At 47.0% G+C, this 21,211-nt stretch carries 20 protein-coding genes, 1 tRNA gene and 1 pseudogene; 1 reads left to right on the top strand and 21 read right to left on the bottom strand.

All coding sequences use genetic code 11. The annotated features are described in order from the left end of the window. From TPET_RS05400 to TPET_RS05345, 12 genes are all read right to left on the bottom strand, one after another. On the bottom strand, nt 1–1,617 hold the full coding sequence (locus TPET_RS05400) for a tetratricopeptide repeat protein (protein WP_011943606.1): 1,617 nt from the start codon (nt 1,615–1,617) through the stop codon (nt 1–3). Next, nucleotides 1,614–3,200 carry a DAK2 domain-containing protein gene (locus tag TPET_RS05395; RefSeq protein WP_011943605.1) on the bottom strand — a complete coding sequence of 529 codons (1,587 nt, stop codon included), beginning with the start codon at nt 3,198–3,200 and terminating at the stop codon, nt 1,614–1,616. The genes TPET_RS05400 and TPET_RS05395 overlap by 4 nt, the downstream gene beginning before the upstream one ends. Before the next feature lie 16 nt (nt 3,201–3,216). After that, nucleotides 3,217–3,546, bottom strand: coding sequence for an Asp23/Gls24 family envelope stress response protein (locus TPET_RS05390; protein ID WP_004082317.1), 330 nt, complete (start codon nt 3,544–3,546; stop codon nt 3,217–3,219). Then, entirely contained in the window at nt 3,543–5,369 is a 1,827-nt protein-coding gene (gene dxs / locus TPET_RS05385; RefSeq protein WP_011943604.1) for a 1-deoxy-D-xylulose-5-phosphate synthase, read from the bottom strand. Before dxs ends, TPET_RS05390 begins: the two co-directional genes overlap by 4 nt. Continuing rightward, the gene (locus tag TPET_RS05380; RefSeq protein WP_008194462.1) at nt 5,332–5,559 is read right to left on the bottom strand and encodes an exodeoxyribonuclease VII small subunit; all 228 of its coding nucleotides are present in this window, start codon (nt 5,557–5,559) and stop codon (nt 5,332–5,334) included. The genes dxs and TPET_RS05380 overlap by 38 nt, the downstream gene beginning before the upstream one ends. Then, complete coding sequence (gene xseA / locus TPET_RS05375) at nt 5,556–6,740, bottom strand: exodeoxyribonuclease VII large subunit (RefSeq protein ID WP_011943603.1); 1,185 nt, start codon at nt 6,738–6,740, stop codon at nt 5,556–5,558. The genes TPET_RS05380 and xseA overlap by 4 nt, the downstream gene beginning before the upstream one ends. Next, nucleotides 6,737–7,552, bottom strand: a complete 816-nt coding sequence (locus TPET_RS05370; protein ID WP_011943602.1) for a bifunctional 5,10-methylenetetrahydrofolate dehydrogenase/5,10-methenyltetrahydrofolate cyclohydrolase — start codon at nt 7,550–7,552, stop codon at nt 6,737–6,739. Before TPET_RS05370 ends, xseA begins: the two co-directional genes overlap by 4 nt. A gap of 13 nt (nt 7,553–7,565) precedes the next feature. Next, entirely contained in the window at nt 7,566–9,194 is a 1,629-nt protein-coding gene (locus TPET_RS05365; protein ID WP_011943601.1) for a formate--tetrahydrofolate ligase, read from the bottom strand. A gap of 11 nt (nt 9,195–9,205) precedes the next feature. After that, nucleotides 9,206–9,634, bottom strand: coding sequence for a transcription antitermination factor NusB (gene nusB, locus TPET_RS05360; RefSeq protein ID WP_011943600.1), 429 nt, complete (start codon nt 9,632–9,634; stop codon nt 9,206–9,208). A gap of 21 nt (nt 9,635–9,655) precedes the next feature. Continuing rightward, the gene (locus TPET_RS05355; protein WP_011943599.1) at nt 9,656–10,021 is read right to left on the bottom strand and encodes an Asp23/Gls24 family envelope stress response protein; all 366 of its coding nucleotides are present in this window, start codon (nt 10,019–10,021) and stop codon (nt 9,656–9,658) included. Nucleotides 10,022–10,036: 15 nt separating this feature from the next. Next, entirely contained in the window at nt 10,037–10,594 is a 558-nt protein-coding gene (gene efp / locus TPET_RS05350; protein ID WP_011943598.1) for an elongation factor P, read from the bottom strand. A gap of 73 nt (nt 10,595–10,667) precedes the next feature. Further along, nucleotides 10,668–12,575, bottom strand: coding sequence for a transketolase (locus TPET_RS05345; RefSeq protein ID WP_011943597.1), 1,908 nt, complete (start codon nt 12,573–12,575; stop codon nt 10,668–10,670). A gap of 111 nt (nt 12,576–12,686) precedes the next feature. On the opposite strand from TPET_RS05345, the gene uvrB reads away from it, so the two are divergent. Beyond that, nucleotides 12,687–14,681, top strand: a complete 1,995-nt coding sequence (uvrB, locus tag TPET_RS05340; RefSeq protein WP_011943596.1) for an excinuclease ABC subunit UvrB — start codon at nt 12,687–12,689, stop codon at nt 14,679–14,681. Nucleotides 14,682–14,697: 16 nt separating this feature from the next. Here the strand turns inward: uvrB and TPET_RS05335 are convergent. The 9 genes and pseudogenes from TPET_RS05335 to buk (TPET_RS05295) all read right to left on the bottom strand — a co-directional run bounded on the left by TPET_RS05335 (nt 14,698) and on the right by buk (TPET_RS05295) (nt 21,092). After that, a tRNA-Asp gene (locus TPET_RS05335) sits at nt 14,698–14,775 on the bottom strand. A gap of 28 nt (nt 14,776–14,803) precedes the next feature. Then, nucleotides 14,804–15,373 carry a 2-oxoacid:acceptor oxidoreductase family protein gene (locus TPET_RS05330; RefSeq protein ID WP_011943595.1) on the bottom strand — a complete coding sequence of 190 codons (570 nt, stop codon included), beginning with the start codon at nt 15,371–15,373 and terminating at the stop codon, nt 14,804–14,806. A 1-nt stretch (nt 15,374) separates the two neighbouring features. Continuing rightward, on the bottom strand, nt 15,375–16,118 hold the full coding sequence (locus tag TPET_RS05325) for a thiamine pyrophosphate-dependent enzyme (RefSeq protein ID WP_011943594.1): 744 nt from the start codon (nt 16,116–16,118) through the stop codon (nt 15,375–15,377). After that, complete coding sequence (locus tag TPET_RS05320) at nt 16,109–17,170, bottom strand: 3-methyl-2-oxobutanoate dehydrogenase subunit VorB (protein WP_011943593.1); 1,062 nt, start codon at nt 17,168–17,170, stop codon at nt 16,109–16,111. Before TPET_RS05320 ends, TPET_RS05325 begins: the two co-directional genes overlap by 10 nt. 12 nt (nt 17,171–17,182) lie before the next feature. Then, on the bottom strand, nt 17,183–17,416 hold the full coding sequence (locus TPET_RS05315; RefSeq protein ID WP_011943592.1) for a 4Fe-4S dicluster domain-containing protein: 234 nt from the start codon (nt 17,414–17,416) through the stop codon (nt 17,183–17,185). A gap of 4 nt (nt 17,417–17,420) precedes the next feature. Next, on the bottom strand, nt 17,421–18,068 hold the full coding sequence (locus TPET_RS05310) for a nucleotide-binding protein (protein ID WP_011943591.1): 648 nt from the start codon (nt 18,066–18,068) through the stop codon (nt 17,421–17,423). After that, nucleotides 18,037–19,136: pseudogene (gene buk / locus TPET_RS05305) on the bottom strand (butyrate kinase). Before buk (TPET_RS05305) ends, TPET_RS05310 begins: the two are co-directional and overlap by 32 nt. A 4-nt stretch (nt 19,137–19,140) precedes the next feature. After that, on the bottom strand, nt 19,141–20,022 hold the full coding sequence (locus TPET_RS05300; RefSeq protein ID WP_011943590.1) for a phosphate acyltransferase: 882 nt from the start codon (nt 20,020–20,022) through the stop codon (nt 19,141–19,143). Beyond that, complete coding sequence (gene buk, locus TPET_RS05295; RefSeq protein ID WP_011943589.1) at nt 20,019–21,092, bottom strand: butyrate kinase; 1,074 nt, start codon at nt 21,090–21,092, stop codon at nt 20,019–20,021. The genes TPET_RS05300 and buk (TPET_RS05295) overlap by 4 nt, the downstream gene beginning before the upstream one ends. Nucleotides 21,093–21,211: the final 119 nt, after the last annotated feature.

Raw genomic sequence — 21,211 nt, 5'->3', positions numbered from 1 at the left:
CTATCCCTCCTTCTGAGAAGTCAGTTTCCCCAGTAGATATTTTAATCTTTCATCGTCCGATACTGGTGTTCCCTGTTCTATGGATTGTAGAAATGCGATTACAAGATCCGAAAGTCTGTCGAAATTGAACCTGTCTGCGTGCCTGAATCTGGCGAGTCTTAGAGAAAACTTCCAATTCACGTCCTGAGTTTCCGCGACCAGCTCTCTCAAAAGTTCCTCCATGGTAGGTTCTTCTTCAGCGAGAAAATACTGGAAAATTCTTGTCAAAACGATTGTGGAGGCGATCATCACAGAGCTACCGTAGAACGCGGAGACGAATTTCACGGCGTTTTCTTCCATTTTGAAGATATCAGGGGATTCGAACATGATACCAAGGATCACCTCAAGCATTTCTGAAGAGTCCAGTGTGGTATCGTAAAACGGGAACTCACCTTCTCTGAGTTTTTCTATTCGCTTTTTCACGTTCTTGTCTTCTGAATCGATTTCTTCCGAAAGGGCAACAACATCGATAGTGCCATCGAAAAAGTAATCTTTCAGCCATTCGAATTCCTCTTGAGAAGGAATCACCACATCCTTTTCTGCGAGTGAGATCATGAATTCGGCTCTATCTTTCAGCTCATCCGAGACTTCCGAGAGGATGGATATGGCTTTTTCCTTCTCAAAGTGGAGCAGGATTGTTCCGTAGTTGTACTTCAGAATCTCTTCTTCTCTATGCCTTCGGTAAGCGTCCTCAAAAACCTCGAGGGCTTCTTCGTACAGTCCGAGCGTCTTGAGGAGTAGCCCATATTCGTTAGCTACAAGAGGATCATCGGGATTTTTTTCATAAAGTTTCTTTAGGATTTCGAGAGCTTCAAAGAGTTTTCCGAGTTTTATGAGGGTGTAAGAGAGATTGTATTCCACATGATCCTTTCGTTCTATTTCCAGAACCTTTTTGAAGAACTTCTCTGCTTCTTTGAATCGCTGGAGTTGATTGTAGATAACTCCCAGTCTTTCGTAGACTTCGACAAAATTAGGGTCTTTCTCGAGGATTCTTTTGTATTCCTCGATCGCTTCTTCCAGTCTTCCTTCTTCCAGAAGGAGATCTCCCTTCTTGAGGAGCGGTAAGAGAAATTCTTTGTTGACTTCGTAGGCTTTTTCATAGAAGAGAAGGCTATCTTCGATCTCATTTTTTTCTTTGAGTATGTCAGCGAGTTCAAAATACGCTGGTGCGAAACGATCGTTCATTGAAATGACGAGCCTCATTTCGATTTCTGCTTCTCCGAGCTCTCCTTTGTGTTTAAGAAGAAGTCCACGGTAGAAATGGTAGCGATAGTCGTACTGAACTTCTCTGGCTCTTTCGAGAACTTTCTCAGCTTCATCGAGATTTCTTTCACGAAGAAGCTGCTTGAATTTTTCATACAGAAAGAAAACGTAGTAAGATCTGTAGTATTCATCTTTTGTGAGCTCGTATTGGGTTTCCAGACCCCTCAATATGACATCGAGGGGTATCCTGTCTTCTTCCAGTATCCTCGGAAGATCCTCTGCGAGGACAGGTAGTTTCACAGGAAGATTATTTTGCTTTGCTTTTTCTGGATTCAGCGGAAGATAAACGATTGCCCTTATATTTCCACCTCTCATTGTAGAAGCATCAAATAGGGATAGTGAGGTTGTTTTCCATCGTAGATTTCAAGATCGAGATTTGGAAATTCTTCTCCTATGAGTTTTTGAATCTTTTCGAGTTCCGGTTTTCTGTGGTTGTCTCCAAGAAAAATCGTCAGTATCTCTTTTTCATGCGCGTTTTCCTTTTCTAAGGCTTCTTTCAAAACCCTCACGAGGCTGAAACCGTGGGACACTAGTTCCTTTCTGACAAACAACAGATACTCTCCTTTTCTTATTCGTCTGTTTCCGTACCTGGAATCTCTCACCGCTCTTGTAACGGAAATTGGAACACACTGAGAGATCGCTTCTTCAAACCTCTTTAGAAGATCTTCAGGTTCTGCGTCGGGATCGTACTCTACCATGGCTGCCACACACTCCTGAACGAAGGAGGTTGGAATGACGATCACTCTTCTATCGTCGAACGCTTCCGCTATTTGTTTTGCTGTGAGAAGGACGTTTGCGTTGTTTGGAAACAGGAAGACATTCCTGGCGTGTGTCCGTTCCACAGCCGCTTTCAGATCGGCAAAGCTGGGATTCATGGTCTGACCGCCGGGTACTATCACGTCCACTCCAAGGCTCTTCAGTATATCTGAGATACCCTTTCCAGGAGAAACAGCGACAACCCCGATCTCTTTTGCGATCTGTGAGGAGATCACGTGTTCGTGTTGAAGCTTCATGTTGTCTATTTTTACCTTCACTATTTCTCCGAATTCGATGACTTTTTCCAGTACCTGACCCGGATGATTCGTGTGAACGTGCAGTTTTATCAGGTCATCCTGTTCGACGAGGACAACAGAGTCACCAATCTCGTTGAGGAAAGCTTCGAGTTCAATTTTTTCAACTACCTGGTTCCTCCTGACGGCCACTTCTGTGCAGTATCGATTCGTTATCTCTTCAAAGGCCATTCTCTGGAGTTCTTCAACGGAAGCCTGTTCCACCTTTTCCAGATTAACCTGTATGTTTCCCTTTATGGCGTCCCTCATGCCTTCGAATATGTAATAGAGGCCCTTCGCACCGGCATCTACTACGCCGGCTTCTCTGAGTTTTTGAAGCATGTGTGGAGTTCGATTCACAGTGTCTCTCGCTGTTTCGACGATCCAGTCGAAGAGTTCTTCGAAAGTTTCAAAATTCTTGTTTTTTAGCTGTTCATCCAGAACTCTCACGACCGTCAGCATCGTTCCTTCAACAGGTCTCATGACGGCGCTGTAAGCGACTTTTCTGGAATTGGAGATCATTTTTACGAAATCTGCTGGTGCGATGAACTCTTTTGGGGAAGCGTCTGCCAGTCCTCTCAGAATCTGAGACAGTATCACCCCGGAATTTCCCCGGGCTCCCATCAGTGCACCTTCTTTTATGGCTTTCCATACCTCATTGAGATCGTCACTTTTAACGTTGTCTATGTACTTGCACGCTTCCAGCATGGTGGAACACATGTTGGATCCTGTGTCTCCGTCTGGAACTGGAAACACGTTCAGGGCGTTTATTTCATCTCTGTGTTTTAGTAGATTTTCAGTTGCCTTCTTTATGATGATTTTGAGGAATCTGCCTGTGATCTTTTTCAAGGTCTCTACCCCCGTTTTACCTGATGCCTACTACATGGACTGTTATGTTCAGTTTTTCACACCCTGCGAGGGTTTTCAATTTGTGAGCTACGTTGTCTGCTATGTTTTTGGCGACTTCCCTGATGTTCACTCCGTATTCCACTTCGATGTACACATCAACGTTTAGAGAAGAATCTTCCAGTTCCTCGATTTTGATGCCTCTGTCCCCTCCGAAGATTCGTTCGAAGAAGGATCGGGAATCTCCAAGTCCTACCGTTCCATAGCTCTCCAGAGTCGCAAAGTACACGATTTTTTTCAATGCGTTGAGTGTGATTTCGAGCTCCCCGTTTTCCAACATGATCCTCATACTTTCCCCTCCCTACTTCTGGCCTTAATATATGTTAGCACAGTTTTTGTGAGTCCCTCCGAATCCAGCCCCAGCGTGCTGAGAAGCTCCTTTCTTCCCCCATGAGGAACAAAAAGATCTTCGACACCCACATTAACGATCTTTCCCTGCCATCCCATTTCTTGAAGTCTCTGAGCAACAAAGGATCCAAAACCACCGATTCTCATAGCCTCTTCAACGGTGATAATGATATCGTGATCCCTGGCGATTTCTTTCAGGACAGCTGTGTCCAGCGGTTTCACCGTGAGGGCGTTCACCACGGTCACGTCCAGTGGTATTTTCAAAACTTCGTTCAGAATGGTTCCGGTCGCTATTATTGCAGCTTCTTTCCCCCTCCTCAATATCTTCCAGCCAAGGTCTATCTTTTTCATGTTCTCCAGAATGGATTCGACTTCACCGTAGAAGGATTCCTTGGGGTATCGAATGGCAACAGGCCCATCGAGGTTCTTTAGAATGGTGTAGAGTGAACTCACGAACTCCTCAGGAGAGGACGGAGAAATGATTTTCATGTTTGGAACAGGAAGCAGATAATTTATGTCGAACAGACCATGGTGTGTGGGGCCGTCTTCTCCCACCACTCCGGATTTGTCGATTGCAAAGAGAACGGGAGCGTTCTGTAGAGCCACATCGTGAACGATTTGATCGTACGCTCTCTGCAAGAAAGTGGAGTATATGGCGACCACAGGTTTCATTCCATGAAGACCGAGAGCGGCTCCAAAAGTTACGCACGTCTGCTCCGTTATTCCGAGATCGAAGAAGCGATCGGGATGTTCTTTCTGGAAGATGGAAAGCCCCGTTCCATCAGCCATCGCAGCCGTTATGGCGACAATTTTTTTATCTTCTCTCGCTATTCTTGAAAGGGTATATCCCAGGAGTTCACTGTAAGAGAGCATTTTCGGTTTTTCAGATGGCGGAGCGCTGTGATACTTTGTGGGATCTTCTTCTGCGGCGGTGAATCCTTTCCCTTTTTTAGTCACCACGTGAATAACCGATGGATAATCGTAGTCTCTGATTCTTTTGAAAACTTTTTCCAGTAGCTCTATGTTGTGGCCGTCAAAGGGGCCGAAGTATTTCAATCCGAGGGATTCAAAGAAGTTGGTTCCCTGTATCATTCCTTTGAGACTGTCTCTCAGATACTTCATTTCTTCTTCGACTTCGAACCCGATCTCTGTTTTTTCGAGAACTTCCTTCAGGACTTTTTTTCCTTTCAGGTAGATTGGACTGGTTCTCAATTTTGAGAGGTGATAGGCGAGCCCACCTACGTTTGGCGAGATGGACATGCCGTTGTCGTTCAGTATGATCTTCATCTTCGAGTTGATATTCTTCAGCTGGTTCAGTGCCTCGAGTGCCATGCCGGAGGTGAGTGCACCATCACCGATGACGACCACAACGTGCCTTTTCTCTCCGAGCAGCTCGAATGCTTTTTCGAAACCAAGGCCCGCGGCTATGGAGGTTCCGGCGTGGCCCGTTCCAAACCAGTCGAGTGGAGATTCTCTTCTCGTCACAAAACCACTGAGACCGCCGAAGGTTCTTATCGTGTGAAACAGTTCATCGCGACCGGTGAGAATTTTGTGTGTGTAAGCCTGGTGGCCAGTGTCCCAGATAATAGCATCTTCCCTCGGGTCGAAGACCCTGTAGAGGGCGAGGGTCAATTCTATTGTTCCGAGATTCGATGCGAGGTGTCCCCCGTTCTTCAAGACAACTTCTGTGATCTTCTTTCGGATGTCTTCTGCCAGTCTTTTCAGCTCATCGTAGCTCATTCTCTTGATCTCGTCCAGAAGCATCTATCTCACCTTCCAGCTCTTTCATCACGTCTATGATCTTCAGCCTGTTTTGCTGAAGAATCTCTTTGCACTTTCTGTAGAGCTCCACTCCGCGTTCAAAGAGTTTGATGGATTCTTCGAGTGGAAGATCCTCGTTTTCCAGTCTGTTTACGATTTCCTCCAGTTCTTTCATCATTTCCTCGAAATTCACCCTATCACCTGCGCTTTCTTCGTTCCATCCTTGAAAACAAGCGACACTACATCTCCTCGTTTCAGATCGGAAGATTCTTTGACGATCTCTCCTTCTTTTTTCACCAGGACGAACCCTCTTTCGAGAGGTCTCAACGGGTTCAAACTTTCGAGCATTCTGCCGAGACTTTCGAGTTTCTCTTGATCTTGTTCAAAACAATCCATGAGTTTCTTTCTCAACTTTGCGGCCAATTCTTTGACCCTTTCTATTTTAAATTCGTTTAGCTCGAGTTTTCTTCGTCCGATCATTCTGAGGCGAAAATAAAGAGTCTCCAATCTTCTCTCTTCCATATCGAATCTGTTCGACAGGGAAGCTATCAACTTTTCGAGGAATGAATCAAGGTCTTCGTGTATTTCACTCGCATCCGGTATCACATACTCGGCGGCACCCGTTGGGGTGTGCATCGATACATCTGCCACGAAGTCCGCTATCACACGGTCTATTTCGTGTCCTATCCCCGTTACAACGGGATGTCGAAGCTTGAGGATCTCACGAATCACATCCTCTTCGTTGAAGACCCAGAGGTCCTCCTTGGAACCACCGCCTCTCACGATCATAACGAGATCGAGATCGTATTCGTTTGCTTTTCGCAGGGCTTTTATGAGCTCCTCTCTTGCAGAATCACCCTGAACGGAGGTGTGGAAGACGTAAATTTCGATTGGGGCCTTTCTTTCTCTGGCAGTTCTTATCACATCCTGCAGGGCGGCGGAGTCTCGAGAGGTGATGATGCCGATTTTCCTGGGAAATCTGGGAACGGTTTTCTTTGGTCTGGAAAGGAGACCTTCTTCGAGGAGTTTTTTCAGTGTGGTTTCGAATTTTATCTGATACATACCAACTCGATCCAGATATCTCACGTTCGAGCAGATGAATCTGTAGGTTCCATGAGGAATGTAGACACTGACACTTCCCTCGACAAGAGCCATTCTACCTTCTTGAAGACGAATTCCCATGTTGTCTCCACCAAATATTACACACTCCAGCCTGGCGTTTTCCTCGACTAAAGAGAAAAAAATATGCCCCTTCCTGGGGCGCACACCGGAAATCTCACCGTAAACGCTCACGTTGGTGAGATAAGGATCTCCTTCTATCAGGTCTTTTATGTACTCGTTTATCTCTGTGACAGAATAAGTGTAATCTTTCATTTCCTTTGTCTCTCCGCCGCTCTCACAACGTGTTCGAACAGGAGTGCGGTTGTTACCTGTCCCACACCCCCTGGAACGGGAGTCACTCTGGCGATTTCTTCAACCGATGGATCGACATCTCCCTGGAGTTTTCCGTCCACGTAATTTATCCCCACGTCTATCACGATAGCTCCTTCTTTTACCATGTTCTTCTTCAGAAAGTGTGCTCTACCGACGGCTACCACCACGATGTCACTGTTTTTTGTTATCTCTTCGAGGTTCACCGTTCTGGAGTGACAAACCGTGACGGTTGCGTCCCTTCCCTTCTTCAAGAGCATCAAAGCGAGAGGCTTTCCAACGGTGACACTCCTTCCAACAACGGTGACTCTTTTCCCAGAAAGGTTTGTCTCTCTTTCGAGTATTCTCACAGCGGCTTCGGCCGTGCATGGAGGAAAGATCTCTTCGTCGTAAAGAAGAAGTCCGAGGTTTGCAGGATTCACACCTTCAACATCTTTTTCAACGGGAACTGAGGAAAGGATTTCTTTCTCGTCAAAACTTGGAGGAAAAGGCCTTGCAACGAAAACCCCATTCACACTTTCATCCGATCCGAGTTTTTTCAGCGTGGAAACTATCTCCTCTGGAGAAACGTTCAGTATTTCAAAGGCTATTCCGAGTTTCTCAGCTTTTTTCCTCTGAGACTTTAAATAAGAAAGAGTCGATGGATCATCTGTACACGCAACGCTGACCAGTTTGGGAGTGAAACCGAGCTTTTCTACTCTCTCTTTCGTTCTTTCCTCTATACTTCGAGCTATTGTCCTACAGTCGATCCACACGGTGTGACCTCCTTCACGAAACACCTACTATGTTACCGCTGTCGTCTACGTCCATGTTCAGGGCGTTCGGCCTTTCTGGAAGACCGGGCATCAGATTTATGTCTCCTGAAAGCGCAACGACAAAGCCTGCCCCGGCGGAAACGAAGAGGTCGCTGACAACGAACGTGTATCCTTCGGGTGCACCTCTGAGAGACGGATCGTGGGAAATGGACTTTGGAGTTTTGGCAACGATCACGGGAAGCTCATCAAAACCGTGTTTTTTAATGAATTTGAGGGCATTTTTTGCAGTATCGGAAAACTCCACTCTTCCCGCTCTGTAGATCTCCTTTGCGAGAATCTCTATCTTCTTTTCCACAGGATCGTTCATTTCGTAGAGATAAACCGGTTTTACGTCCTTCACAGCTTCTGTCACGGCTTTTGCGAGTTCGACACCACCTTCGCTGCCCTTTTCAAAAACCTCACTGACTGCTACCCTCACACCGAGTTTTTCGCACTCTTTCACCACGTAGGCTATTTCCTTTTCTGTGTCCGTGATGAACCTGTTCAGCGCTACCACGACGGGTAGATTGAATTTCCTCAGGTTTTCCAAGTGTACCCTGAGATTTTTGAATCCTTCTTTGAGGGCTTCCAGGTTTTCCTCGTGTATGTTTTTGAGGTCCGCACCACCGTGGTATTTCAGTGCTCGTACTGTGGCCACAAGAACGGCCGCGTTCGGATAAAAACCACCGACACGGGAAACAAAGTCGATGAATTTTTCGGCACCGAGGTCTGCTCCAAAACCCGCTTCCGTGACCGTGTATTCGGAGAGCTTCATGGCCATCTTCGTCGCTATGATGGAATTGGTGCCGTGCGCGATGTTGGCGAAAGGTCCGCAGTGTATGAGCGCTGGAGTTCCTTCGGTTGTCTGAACAAGGTTGGGATTTATGGCATCTTTCAAAAGAACGGCCATGGCCCCCTGAATTCCAAGATCAGAGACCCTGACGATTTTCCTGTCAGTGTTGAGCGCTACGATTATTTTTCCAAGTCTTTCTTTCAGGTCCTTCATGTTCTCGGACAGAGCAAGAACGGCCATCACTTCGGAAGCGGCCGTGATGATGAAACTGTCTTCTCTTGGAAATCCGTTCGCTGAGCCTCCAAGACCGATCACTATGCTTCTCAAAGCACGGTCGTTCATGTCCATGGTTCGCTTCCAAAATACTCTTGTTATGTCTATCTTGAGCTCGTTGCCGTGTTTTATGTGCGAATCCAGAACGGCCGCCAGCAGATTGTGGGCGGAGGCCACGGCGTGCATGTCTCCGGTGAAATGAAGGTTTATCTCATCAGAAGGAAGAACCCTCGACCTGCCACCTCCTGTTGCACCGCCTTTCAATCCAAGGGTGGGGCCGAGGGAAGGCTCTCTCAGAGTAACTATCGATTTCTTACCGATTCTGTTCAGAGACATGGAAAGTCCTATGCTGGTGGTAGTTTTTCCTTCACCTGCAGGGGTAGGAGTAACTGCCGTTACGAGGATCAGTTTCCCATCTTCACGATTTTCAAGGCTTTTCAAGAATCTGTGGTCTATCTTCGCTATGTAGTGGCCGTAAGGATAGAGAACGTCGTCTTTCAATCCCAACTGATCGGCGATCTCTTTGATCGGTTTCAAAATTATCACCTTCAAAGTTCGAATTTTTCTTTTGGAGCGTGTTCTTTGGCGATTCTGTCCAGTATTCCGTTGACGAATTTTCCACTGTTCTCCGTGCCGTATCTCTTGGCTATTTCTATGGCTTCATCGATGGTCGCTTCTATGGGGATGTCCTTTTCGAAGAGCAGTTCATAAGTGGCGAGTCTCAGAACGTTTCTGTCCACAGCTGATAGTCGGTTTAAAGACCACTTTTCTAGGTATCGGGAAATGAGATTGTCTATCATGGGAAGGTTTTCTTTTATACCTCTTATGTAGCGCCTGGCATCTTCCTTTGCCTTTTTATCGTAGGTTTCATCCAGAATTTCCTCGAGAATTTGTTCAAGATCTTCGTCTCTTCTGAATTCATGCTGAAACAGGGCTTTGAAGACAGCAAGCCTCATTCTTCGCCTCGGTGTTTTCATGTCTGGATCTCCTTTCCAGATTTATTCTTTCTTTTCTTCATCCTCCTTGATTTCTTCTGGTTCTTCTTCCAGCTCCTCTTCTTTCTCAAAGACGTTCTCCACCGTGACGTTGATGGATTCCACTTTCATGGATGTCATCATTTCGACGTCGTGTTTGACTTTTTCGGTGAGTTTGGAAACGTATTCCGGAATCGACTCACCGTAGGGTACATCGATTTTGAACTCGATCACAAGGCTGTCATCGGGGTTTCTGGTAACATCGAGGCTCTTCCTGATCTTCTTGATAACCTTTGAACTCACATCCCCCAAAAACTCTTCGATGCTTCTGATTGCGATTTCTTTTATCACTCCGTCGGATATTTCGATGTTCTTGTATTCTTCCGCCATGAGGATCCCCCCTTTTTATGCTCTTCCAACGTACTCCCCTGTTCTCGTATCAACTTTTATTTTATCACCAACTTCGATAAAGTAAGGTACAGTGATCTTCAGTCCAGTTTCGAGGACTGCTGGTTTTCCTCCCCCGGAAACAGTATCACCTTTGAAGGAAGGTTCTGTCTCTACCACTGTCAGTTCAACGGTGGTTGGAAGCTCGATTCCTATGGGTGTTCCTTCGTGAAATACAAGGTCCACTTCCATGTTTTCGACCAGGTAGTATTTTGCATCGCCTATTTCCTCTTCACTGAGAGCGTACTGCTCGTAGTCATCAAGTGTCATGAAATAATAGTGATCTCCGTCTCTGTAAAGATACTGGGCTTTTCTGAAAGAGAGTTCTGCTTCCGGTACCTTATCACCGCTTGGAAAGTTCACTTCCCTTACGAGTCCTGTTTTCACGTTCTTGAGTTTTGTCCTGATGAGTCCGCTCCCTCTTCCCATGAAGTGTTTGCTCGCCTCGAGGACTCTGTATATTTCTCCATCGTAGATGATGAACATACCCTTTTTCAGGTCACCCACTTCTATCATGTGAACACCTCCTTACAACAAAATCTACGAGGGGATTTTCTCCCCTCGTAGAATTTTATCATAATCGATTTTTTCAGAGCATTTCTCTGAGTCTGGAAATTATTCCTTCCTTATCCAGACCATATAATTTGTAGAGCATTTCGTAACTGCCGGACACAGCGAACTCTGGAACACCTACTCTCACGTACTTCTTCGGGATGATGCCGTTTTCAAGAAGGGTGGTTCCGAGGTAACTTCCAAGCCCGGTGAAAACGTTGTGATCTTCCACAACGAGAACGGGTTTTCCATCGACCATCTTCAAGGTCTCTATATCGAGATCCACCGGACAGGAGACGTTCAGAACTGCTACGTTTACTCCTTCTTTCTTGAGTTCGTCTGCAGCGCTTACGGCTTCACAGAGTGTGGAACCGTAAGTTATTATCACCGCGTCGTCTCCGTTTCTAACGACATCGATCTTTCCGTATTCGAAGGTGTAACCCTCTCCGAAGAAAGGTTTCCCGTTTTCATCGAGGATGATGGGAAGCTTCGACCTTCCCATGGCGATCACAAAGTTTCCGTACTCCTTCGCGGCGTACCTCACAGCTCTGTCTGTTTGGTTGGGATCACCGGGGACGATCACTTTGAAACCGTACCAGTTCATCGGCCCGGAAACGTAGTCGATTCCGTGGTGAGTCTTTCCGTCCTCTCCCACGTTGAGTCCACAGTGTGTGACAACGACTTTGAGGTTCGTTCCATTGATGGCGTTCAACCTGTGCTGGTTGTAGGTTTCAGAAATTCCAAAAACACCAAAATCAGCGAAGAACGTGATAACACCCTCTGCGGAGAGTGCCCCAGCCATAGCGGCGGCGTTGTGTTCTTGAACACCCACTTCCAAGAGTCTCTCAGGGAACTCTTTGTCGAGCAGATCGAGTTTGACCGATCCCTTCAGGTCGCAGTCCACAGCGACGATGGGAGTGGCTTCTGGATTGTTCGCGTTCTTCTTCACCAGATCCAGAAGGGCTTTTCCGAACGCACCTCTGTTGTCGGTCGGTGAGGTGTAGGTGATGGGCTCTCCCGTGTCGATCTTGATCGGGTAAGTCTTGTAAACTTTCTTGTGCTTTTCCATTGGAAGTTGTTTTCTTTTTTCGATGTACACATCCACATCGTTTTCGATGCCGAGTTCAGCGAGGGCCTTTTCGAGTTCTTCTCTGTTCAGGGGCTTTCCATGGTATTTAACCTCGTTTTCCATGAAGGATACGCCTTTTCCCATGACCGTTTTAGCGAGTATGGCAACGGGATTCAGTTCGTCTTCTACCGCTTCTTTCAGTGCGAGATAGATCTGTTCGTAGTCGTGTCCGTCGATCTCGATGACCCTCCAGCCGTCCGCTAAGTAGTTTTCCTTTATGTTCACGGGCATGACGTCTCTGGCACGGCCGCTGATCTGGGCGTCGTTGTAGTCGATGATCACCGTGAGATTCGTGACACCGTACTTTTTCGCCACTCTTCTTGCCTCCGCCACCTGTCCTTTTGCCTGTTCTGCGTCACTCATGAGAACAAAGACGTGGTAATCTTTTCCTGTGAACCTGGATGCGAGGGCAAAACCGAGTCCGGCTGAAAGACCCTGACCGAGGTTTCCGGTTGTCCAGTCGATGATCCCAACACCTCGGGTCACGTGTCCTTCAAAAACGGAAGCGTGGTGCCTGAATCCCGTGAGGACTTCATCGAGCTCGACAAATCCTAAACGAGCCATAGCTGCGTAAACCCCCGGAGAAGTGTGACCGTGGCTGATCACGATTCTGTCTCTTGCGGGATCATCGACGGGTCTGAGTTTTGCGTACTTGAAGACGGTAAGATAAAGATCGATCGAAGACATGGAGCCTCCAGGATGGCCTGAGTCAGCTATGTAGGTCATTTTCAGTATGTCGCCACGGCAGAGCCTTCCGAGTTCTTTCAACTCTTTGAGTTCGCTTTCTGGAAGCTTTTCATAGGGAAACCTTTCCATCGTTAAACCTCACCTCCCGCAAATGGGTCATAATAGTGGCAAGAAGTATTCACATCTATTGAGATTCTACCATTATAGATATGTTAAAAAGTTTTCTAGGAGGAAAAAATTGTGTTCAAGCTGGTGAGTGAATTTGAGCCAACAGGTGACCAGCCGCAGGCTATAGAGAAACTTGTGGAAGGTTTGAACAGAGGAATGAGATTTCAAACGCTCCTCGGTGTTACGGGGAGCGGAAAGACTTTCACCATGGCCAACGTGATAGCGCGCGTGAACAGACCCGCCCTTGTGATCTCACCGAACAAGACGCTCGCCGCCCAGCTTTATCAGGAGTTCAAAGCGTTCTTCCCGGAAAATCGAGTGGAGTTCTTCATAAGTTACTACGATTACTATCAACCGGAGGCCTACATTCCAACAAAAGATCTTTACATAGAGAAGAACGCTGACATCAACGATGTGATCGTGCGAATGAGAATGTCCACGTTGAAATCTGTGAGAACTCGTCGCGATGTGGTGGTAGTTGCGAGTGTTTCGTGTATTTACGCCACGGGAGACCCGAACGATTTCGATAGGATGAACATAAATCTCGCTGTTGGAGATAGAATAGACGTTCTGGAACTCGCGGAAAGACTGGCAAGGATAGGCTATCAGAGAACGGAGGATGTGTCTCTTTCTGGATGTTTCAGGCTGAAGGGAGACACGGTGGAGATCTACCCGACGTATCAGGATGAAGGGATCAGGATCGAATTCTTCGGAGACGAAGTGGACTCGATAACGTTGATAGACAGATTCAATCGCACCACACTGGAGCACCTTGACAAGATCATCATCTATCCCGCCGTTGAATTTATCACAACGGAGGAGAAACTCAAAAGAGCCGTCGAATCAATAAGGGAGGAGCTTAACGAAAGACTCTCAGAGCTCAAAAAACAGGGAAAGATCCTCGAGTACGAACGCTTGAAGCAGAGAACTCTGAACGACATAGAGCTGCTGGAGACCATGGGATACTGTCCTGGAATAGAGAACTACTCCAGGCACTTCGATGGAAGAAAGCCGGGAGAGCCTCCGTACACTCTTCTCGATTATTTCGATAAAGATTTCATCGTTTTCATAGACGAGTCACACATCACGGTTCCTCAACTCAGGGCCATGTACAACGGAGACAGATCCAGAAAGAAAAATCTGGTTGAATACGGTTTTCGTCTACCTTCCGCTTACGACAACAGACCGCTGACTTTCGAAGAATTTTTGAAAAAAACAGGCCAGATCATCTTTGTTTCCGCTACGCCGGGAGACTTCGAACTCTCGATCTCTGAACAGGTCGTCGAGCAGATCATTAGACCCACAGGACTCGTGGATCCAGAGGTGGAGGTACGTCCCACCGCGGGGCAAGTGGATGATCTTGTGAACGAGATCGTGAAAGTGAAAGAAAGAGGGGAAAGAGCCCTTGTTACGGTGCTCACCAAAAAAACGGCAGAGCTTTTGAGTGAACATCTGACGGAACTTGGAATAAGATCGCTCTATCTTCACTCCGAACTGGACGCCATAGAGAGGGTTGAGGTTTTGAAGAAACTGAGGCGGGGAGACGTGGACGTGGTCGTTGGTGTGAACCTTCTGAGGGAGGGTCTCGATCTTCCCGAGGTGTCACTGGTAGCGATCATGGACGCGGACGTGGAAGGCTTCCTTCGATCTGAAACAACGCTCATCCAGATCATAGGGAGAACCGCAAGGAACATCAACGGGAAGGTCATCATGTACGCCGACAGGATAACAAACGCGATGAAGAGAGCTATCGAAGAAACGAACAGAAGAAGGAGAATTCAGCTCGAGTACAATAAAAAACACGGGATCACTCCACGTTCTGTGATAAAGCCTCTGGAGATAGAAGTGTTCGAACAGTTCATGGTGAAAGAAGAGCCTGAGAGGTACGGAGACACTGTGAAAAACATCTTTGAGATGAAGAAAACGCTCTCTCCGGAGGAGTACATGGCCGTTCTCGAAGAGGAAATGTATCGGGCTGCGAGTGAGCTCAGGTACGAAGACGCAGCGGCCTTGAGGGATGAGCTGTTCAGAATCAGGGAAGAGATAAAAAAGAAAAAGGGGCTTTGAGCCCCTTTTTTCTTTCTGGCGGGGACGACGGGATTTGAACCCGCGACCACCGGTGTGACAGACCGGCATGCTAACCAGGCTGCACCACGTCCCCTGAACCGAATACTATTTTCTCAGAAAAGTCACGGGTTGTCAAGAGGATTTGTGGTGCAAACTACCGATGAATTCCCTGCCCTTTTTATAGCGATCAGATCGATTTTGAGAAGATCTTCCTTGGTTTTTGAAAGTTTCTCTCTGAGTACTTCTTCTACAGCTTCAAAGCTCACTGTTCTTGTTAGTTCCAGAAAGGCTCCGAGCATCACCATGTTTGCGGCTTTCACGCTTCCTGCTTCTTCCGCTATTTCGTTCGCTGGTATTTCAATCGTTTCTATATCGTTCCTTTCTATGATCTGTTCAACAACAGAAGAATTGACCAAGAGCAAACCACCAGATCTGAGTTTTGCTCCGAATTTCATCATGGAGGGAAAGTTCATCGCTATTACTTCCGTGGGATGATCGACAACGGGGGAAGTGATTGGTTTTTCATCCACGATCACAGTGCAGTTGGCGGTGCCTCCTCTCATTTCGGGACCGTACGAAGGAAGCCAGGTGGAGTTTTTCCCTTCTATAACGGCAGCTGCGGCAATTATTTGGCCTGTGAGCATGATTCCCTGACCGCCAAAACCGGCTATTATTATCGCGTGATACGCCATATCAATCGCCCACCTTGTCAACAAAAACTTTCGGTGGAAATTCCTTTACCATGTTCTCCAGAAGCCAGTTCTGAGCTTCAACTGGACTCATCCCCCAGTTTGTGGGACAGGTGCTGAGCACTTCCACCATTCCGAATCCCAGTCCCTTTATCTGTGCGAGAAAAGCTTTCTTTATGGCTTTTTTTGTGTTCAGAATATCCTTTGTGGTACTCACCGTTGTACGTTCAAGGTAAGCAACTCCATCGATAGTACTCAAAGCTTCGGAAACGTGAAGAGGATATCCGTCATTTGCTGCGGTTCTGCCATATGGGGTCGTGGTGGTTTTCTGCCCCAAAAGGGTGGTGGGTGCCATCTGTCCACCCGTCATACCGTACACCGCGTTGTTGACAAATATCGTTGTCAACTTTTCTCCACGGTTCGCCGCGTGGATTGTCTCTGCAATTCCAATGGCCGCGAGATCTCCATCCCCCTGATAGGTGAAGACTATCCTGTCCGGGAGTGCTCTTTTTATACCGGTTGCTACTGCGAGTGCTCTACCGTGCGGAGCCACTGTCCCATCCACATCGAAAAATTCGTAAGCGAAAACAGAGCATCCAACGGGGGCAACCATTATGGTTTTTTCCTGAATGCCCAGCTCATCTATCACTTCTGCTATCAGCCTGTGTATTATTCCATGGTGGCATCCTGGACAGTAAGTGAATTCTCTATCACTCAAGGCTTTCGGTCTTTTGAATATCACTTCCATTTCCTCACCTCCTTGAAGGCAGACAGTATTTCTTCGGGTGTTGGAACAACTCCTCCCATGCGTCCGTAGAAGTGTACCGGCACTTTCCCTTCTACCGAAATCTGAACGTCTTCGACCATCTGTCCGGAACTCATTTCCACAACGAAGATGAGTTGCACTTTTTTGGCCAGTTCTTTGAGCCTTCTTTTCGGGAAAGGCCAGAGTGTCACAGGTCTGAACAGGCCAGCCGGTATTCCTTCTTCTCTCAGAGAGTCCACAACGCTCTTGAGGATTCTTCCTATCGTACCGTAGCCAACCATCAGATACTCTGCACCGTCCACCCTGTACTCTTCCCATCGCTGCTCTGACGCTTCTATCAGCCTGTACTTTTCCTGTAAGCGCTTGTTCATTTTCTCAAGACCGACAGGATCTATGTTGAAAGCGGCTATTCTGTGTGGCTCTCTGTTTCTGGCACCTCGAAGCGCCCAATCCGAATGATCCGGAAGGGTGGACAAATCTCTCATCTCCGGTAGCTCAACGGGTTCCATCATCTGGCCGATCATTCCATCCGCCAGTATGAGAACGGGATTTCTGTATCTGTCAGCGAGATCAAAAGCCAGCTGGGTCAGATCTACAGCTTCCTGAAGTGTTGATGGTGCAAGAACGATCAGTCTGTAATCCCCGTGGCCTCCTCCTTTCACCGCTTGAAAATAATCACCCTGAGAAGGCTGGATGTTTCCAAGTCCAGGACCTCCACGTACCACGTTGACAAAAACGCAGGGAAGCTCTGCGCCTGCAATGTATGAGATCCCCTCCTGCATCAGGCTGAAACCAGGAGAAGATGTAGATGTCATAACACGTTTTCCGGTGCAAGCTGCTCCATAAACCATGTTGACCGTTGCTATTTCACTTTCGGTCTGAAGGAAAACGCCTCCCACTTCAGGAAGTCTTCTCGCCATGTATTCTGCTATCTCGCTCTGGGGAGTGATTGGATAAGCAAAATACAATCTACAACCCGCTCTTATCGCAGATTCTGCTATCGCTTCGTTTCCTTTCATCATGAGTTTTTTCATAAGCACCACTCCTCAAACCTTCACGTTGACTTTCTTCTGAACCTCTCTGAAAACGGTTATACAAACATCCGGACAAGTGAGATAGCAGAATCCGCAGGCTATACATCCATTTCCTTTGTACACCGCAGGATGATAGCCTTTCGAATTGTACCTGTGGGAAAACTCGATCACCTTTGCAGGGCACACGGAGATGCACAGGCCACAACCCTTGCATCTTTCTGAATCGATCGTTATGTAGCCTCTCATATTCTCATCCCCCGATTCCCAATTTTCTTTTCACGAACCTTCTGACCCTGAAAAGGGGATATTCAGTCTCAGGAGGATCGAGCAGTTCTTCCGGGACAGCGGTGAAAAGAACCTTTATCCCTGTTTTCCTGGAAACCTCTGAAACTATCCGCTCTCCTTCGAGAACAACTTCTGCTGTGGTCATGTCTCCGAGATTGGAATTGTTTATCAGGAAATCGAACTTCATCCTGGAAAGAGCGGATATTTTCTCCAAGTTTTCGATAATGTCTTCCGGGCGTTCACAGAACGGTCTGAAGACATTTAAGACAAAATACGTCTGTGTGTCTTTTCTATTCAAAAGATGTCTTAGAACTCCTATTACTTTCGCTCCCTCTTCTCCTCCTGTGTCGATGACGGCTTCTTCACTGGACAGCCAGTCTGTGATTTTTGGTATGATCGGCAAGTCACTGTACCTGAGGTTGTCTTCCGCTGTCACAACGTGGATTCCAAGTACTTCTAATTCTTCCTTCAGGTCTCTCAATCTGAAATAGGGTGTTACCACATCCAGATCGACCAGTGATACGTCCTTCCCCGAACTCTTCAGTTTTAAGGCAAGATTGATCGATATTTCCGTTTTCCCGCTACCGTAAGATCCCATCAAGATACGAATCATACCTTTCTCTCCACCTTCGAGATTCTTCAGAATAATTTTTTGGCTTTTCTTCACCTCTCAGCACCCGCAGTGCCGAAAGAGCAAGTGCTTTCTCCTCGTTGCTTCCTGGAAAGACAAGCACCGGTGCTATGAAACTCACCCTTTCGGTGATCCATGGGACCAGAAACTCTTTTTCATGAGCCAGACCACCTGTGAGAACTATGAAATCAACCTCACCTTTCAAAACATCTGATAGGCCATCGCTCTGTAAACCCTCTTTGCCCACTCATCACCCTGTTTGATTCTTCTGACCACCTCTCTGGCATCGCTGGTTCCAAGATACGCCATGAGTCCGCCGTTTCCCACAATACGCTTCTTCATCTCTTCGTAAGTGAATTTCCCGCTGAAACAAAGGTCAACAAGCTGTGTCAGAGGTAGCGTTCCGCTTCTCTCAGGTGTGAACGGTCCGTCCCCGTCCAGAGCGTTGTTCACATCGATCACTCTTCCCTTTCTGTGCGCGGCGATTGAGATGCCTCCACCCATGTGAGCCACGACGAGGTTCATCTCTTCGTATCTTTTATTCATCATCCTGGCAACTTCTTTTGCGACGGCCTTCTGGTTCAAAGCGTGAAATATGGATTTTCTCTGATAGTTTGGATGTCCGCTGACACGTGCAAAATCTTCCATCTCATCGACAACGACGGGATCTACCACGTAAGCAGGCACACCCGTTTCAGCCGAGAATCTGTGGGCTATGATCACTCCCAGATTTGAAGCGTGCTCTCCGTTTTTTGCTGATTTCAGGGTTTCTATCATCAGGTCGTCCACCAGGTACACTCCTCCGGGTATGGGATCGAGGAGCCCTCCCCGGCTGACAAAAGCGGAAAAAGAACTCAGACTGTATCCAGTTTCTTCGACGAACTGTCTCACTATCTTTTCTCTGAATTCGAGCTGATCCAGGATTCTCTGGAATCTGCCGAGTTCATCCGGTGAATGACTGAAATTTTGCATCTTCACCATTCTTTCGTCTTCGAATATGGACAGCTTTGTGGAAGTAGAACCGGGATTTATGGTGAGGATTCTGAACACACGATCACCCCTTTTTCTGTGCGACCAGCACGCTCAAAGCGATGGAAAGAAATCTCGTTTCCTCGTCGTCTGCTCTGGAAGTGAGGACAACAGGTACTCTACCACCGACAACAACAATCGCTGCTTTTCCACGAGCCATGTATATGAGCGATTTGCTGAGGATGTTTCCTGCTTCTATGCTGGTGACTATCAGTACATCGGCGTCTCCCGCTATTGGACTGTTCCCTGCTTTCGAAGCCAACTCTTCACTGATGGCCATCTCAAGTGTTAAGGGCCCGTCGACGATGCAGTCGTTCCTTTGCTGGAGGATCTTCGATAGTGCAGCGATCTCGAGGGTTAAAGGATTTCTCAAATCGCCCGTTCCTAAGAGTGCGATCTTTGGTTTCTCTATGCCGAGGGATCGGGCGACCAGGATCGAATTTTCCACGATGTCCATTCTTTGCTGAAGATCCGGTGAGATGACGAGACCACCATCCGAGATGATCAGAATTTTGTGGTATCCAGGGACTTCATGGACGCTGACAGCGGAAAGAGTTCTACCGGTTCTGAGACCGTACTCTTTCTTGAGAAACACGGAGAACAGATCACCCGTTTTGATTTTTCCTTTCATCAGTATCTGCGTTTCATTCCTTGATGCGCTTTCGACAGCTTTCCTGACTGCTTCAAAGTGATCTTCAGCATGAACGATTTCTGCTTCCAGTTCGAGGTTCATTCGTTCCACGAGTGTCTCTATTTCTTTTCTCTTTCCAAAGAGCACCGGATCTACGATTTCTTCCTTCTTAGCTCTTACAACGGCTTTCAAAACCTCTTCATCCTCTGCGGCTACAACAGCGATCTTCATTCTTTTTCCCCGAACCAGTTCAACCATCTCCAGGAGATTTTTCATTCGATCACACTCCGATAATCCTTCGCTTTTTCCTCTCCTCTGAGAACCCTCAAAACACCGAGTGCGAGGGCTTCCATTTCCAGCTCTCCTGGAATTACCTCTACTTTTCCGAACTTTTCGATGTAATCTGTGATCATCCGGACGAATCTGTTTTCGTGGGCCATGCCACCTGTTATCACTATGGCGTCGGGTTTGTCTCCAAGGACAGCGCACATTCCACCGATTTCTTTAGCGATCTGATAGGCCATGGCTTCAACGACCAGTTTCGCTTTCCTCGAGGTTTCCATACTATCGAGAGCTTTCCTGAGGTCCTTTGTTCCAAGGTACGCTAAAAGTCCTCCTTTTTTGGTGAATTCTTCTTTCAGTTCGGCGGCTGAGTGTTTACTCGAGTAGGCCGTCTTCACAACGTCTCCAACGGGAAGCTCTCCCGTTCGCTCTATACTGAAGGGTCCTTCGTCGTTGGCGTTGTTCACGTCTATTATCTTTCCGTTTTTACAGGCACAAACAGAGATTCCGCTTCCAAGATGTGCCACTACGATCTTCACCTCTTCTGGTGTTTTGCCCATCTCTCTGGAAACTTTTCTCAATACCGCTTTGATGTTTAGAGCGTGAGAATAACTTTTTCTCTCGATTTCAGGGATTCCAGAGAAACGCGCTTCATCACACATTTCGTCCACTGAAACCGGATCTACCACAAAACAGGGTATTCCGTAGGGTTTTCCCAGTTTGTAGCTGATCACAGCTGCCAGATTGGACACATGGTCAACAGGAGAACGATTGATGAGGTAATCCACCATGTATTCATCTACAACATAAGTTCCCCCCGGAACCGGCTCGAGTACACCACCTCTAGCAGCGATCGCGCTGAAATCTTCTATCCTGTAGCCGACCTCGTCTATGAAGTCTTCCACCGCTTTTCTTCTCAAAGGTTCCTGATCAATCGACTTTTTGAACTTTTTCAGTTCTTCAGCGCTATGAGTGAGGTTCTTTTCAGCGATCTTTTTTTCATCTTCAAACACAGCTACCTTCGTGGAGGATGAACCTGGATTTATCACGAGAATTCTGTACATCCGATCACCTCTTATGTTGACAAAAGATTACATAAATTTTTATGTAGTGTTCTATAAGAATATTACCATACAGAAACATCAAGATCAAAATTTGTCAACATTTTGAGAGAGGAAGAAAG

The sequence above is a fragment of the Thermotoga petrophila RKU-1 genome, from assembly GCF_000016785.1.
GTDB lineage: Bacteria > Thermotogota > Thermotogae > Thermotogales > Thermotogaceae > Thermotoga > Thermotoga petrophila.
This window is presented reverse-complemented; position numbering and strand designations above follow the sequence as displayed.

What these genes read in the sequence shown, in the direction of transcription:
- dxs (WP_011943604.1), bottom strand. Translation starts at nt 5,369, where the DNA reads ATGCTTCTGGACGAGATCAAGAGAATGAGCTACGATGAGCTGAAAAGA.
- efp (WP_011943598.1), bottom strand. Translation starts at nt 10,594, where the DNA reads ATGATAGAAGTGGGTGACCTGAAAAAGGGTATGTTCATCATCTACGAT.
- TPET_RS05330 (WP_011943595.1), bottom strand. Translation starts at nt 15,373, where the DNA reads ATGGCGTATCACGCGATAATAATAGCCGGTTTTGGCGGTCAGGGAATC.
- xseA (WP_011943603.1), bottom strand. Translation starts at nt 6,740, where the DNA reads ATGAAAGATTACACTTATTCTGTCACAGAGATAAACGAGTACATAAAA.
- TPET_RS05310 (WP_011943591.1), bottom strand. Translation starts at nt 18,068, where the DNA reads ATGATTCGTATCTTGATGGGATCTTACGGTAGCGGGAAAACGGAAATA.
- buk (WP_011943589.1), bottom strand. Translation starts at nt 21,092, where the DNA reads ATGTACAGAATTCTCGTGATAAATCCAGGTTCATCCTCCACGAAGGTA.
- TPET_RS05300 (WP_011943590.1), bottom strand. Translation starts at nt 20,022, where the DNA reads ATGAAAAATCTCCTGGAGATGGTTGAACTGGTTCGGGGAAAAAGAATG.
- TPET_RS05390 (WP_004082317.1), bottom strand. Translation starts at nt 3,546, where the DNA reads ATGAGGATCATGTTGGAAAACGGGGAGCTCGAAATCACACTCAACGCA.
- TPET_RS05320 (WP_011943593.1), bottom strand. Translation starts at nt 17,170, where the DNA reads ATGAAAAAACTCATGATGAAAGGAAACGAAGCGATAGCAGAATCTGCG.
- TPET_RS05315 (WP_011943592.1), bottom strand. Translation starts at nt 17,416, where the DNA reads ATGAGAGGCTACATAACGATCGATTCAGAAAGATGCAAGGGTTGTGGC.
- TPET_RS05325 (WP_011943594.1), bottom strand. Translation starts at nt 16,118, where the DNA reads ATGGAAGTGATATTCAAAAGACCGAAAGCCTTGAGTGATAGAGAATTC.
- TPET_RS05355 (WP_011943599.1), bottom strand. Translation starts at nt 10,021, where the DNA reads ATGGCGGAAGAATACAAGAACATCGAAATATCCGACGGAGTGATAAAA.
- TPET_RS05400 (WP_011943606.1), bottom strand. Translation starts at nt 1,617, where the DNA reads ATGAGAGGTGGAAATATAAGGGCAATCGTTTATCTTCCGCTGAATCCA.
- nusB (WP_011943600.1), bottom strand. Translation starts at nt 9,634, where the DNA reads ATGAAAACACCGAGGCGAAGAATGAGGCTTGCTGTCTTCAAAGCCCTG.
- TPET_RS05345 (WP_011943597.1), bottom strand. Translation starts at nt 12,575, where the DNA reads ATGGAAAGGTTTCCCTATGAAAAGCTTCCAGAAAGCGAACTCAAAGAG.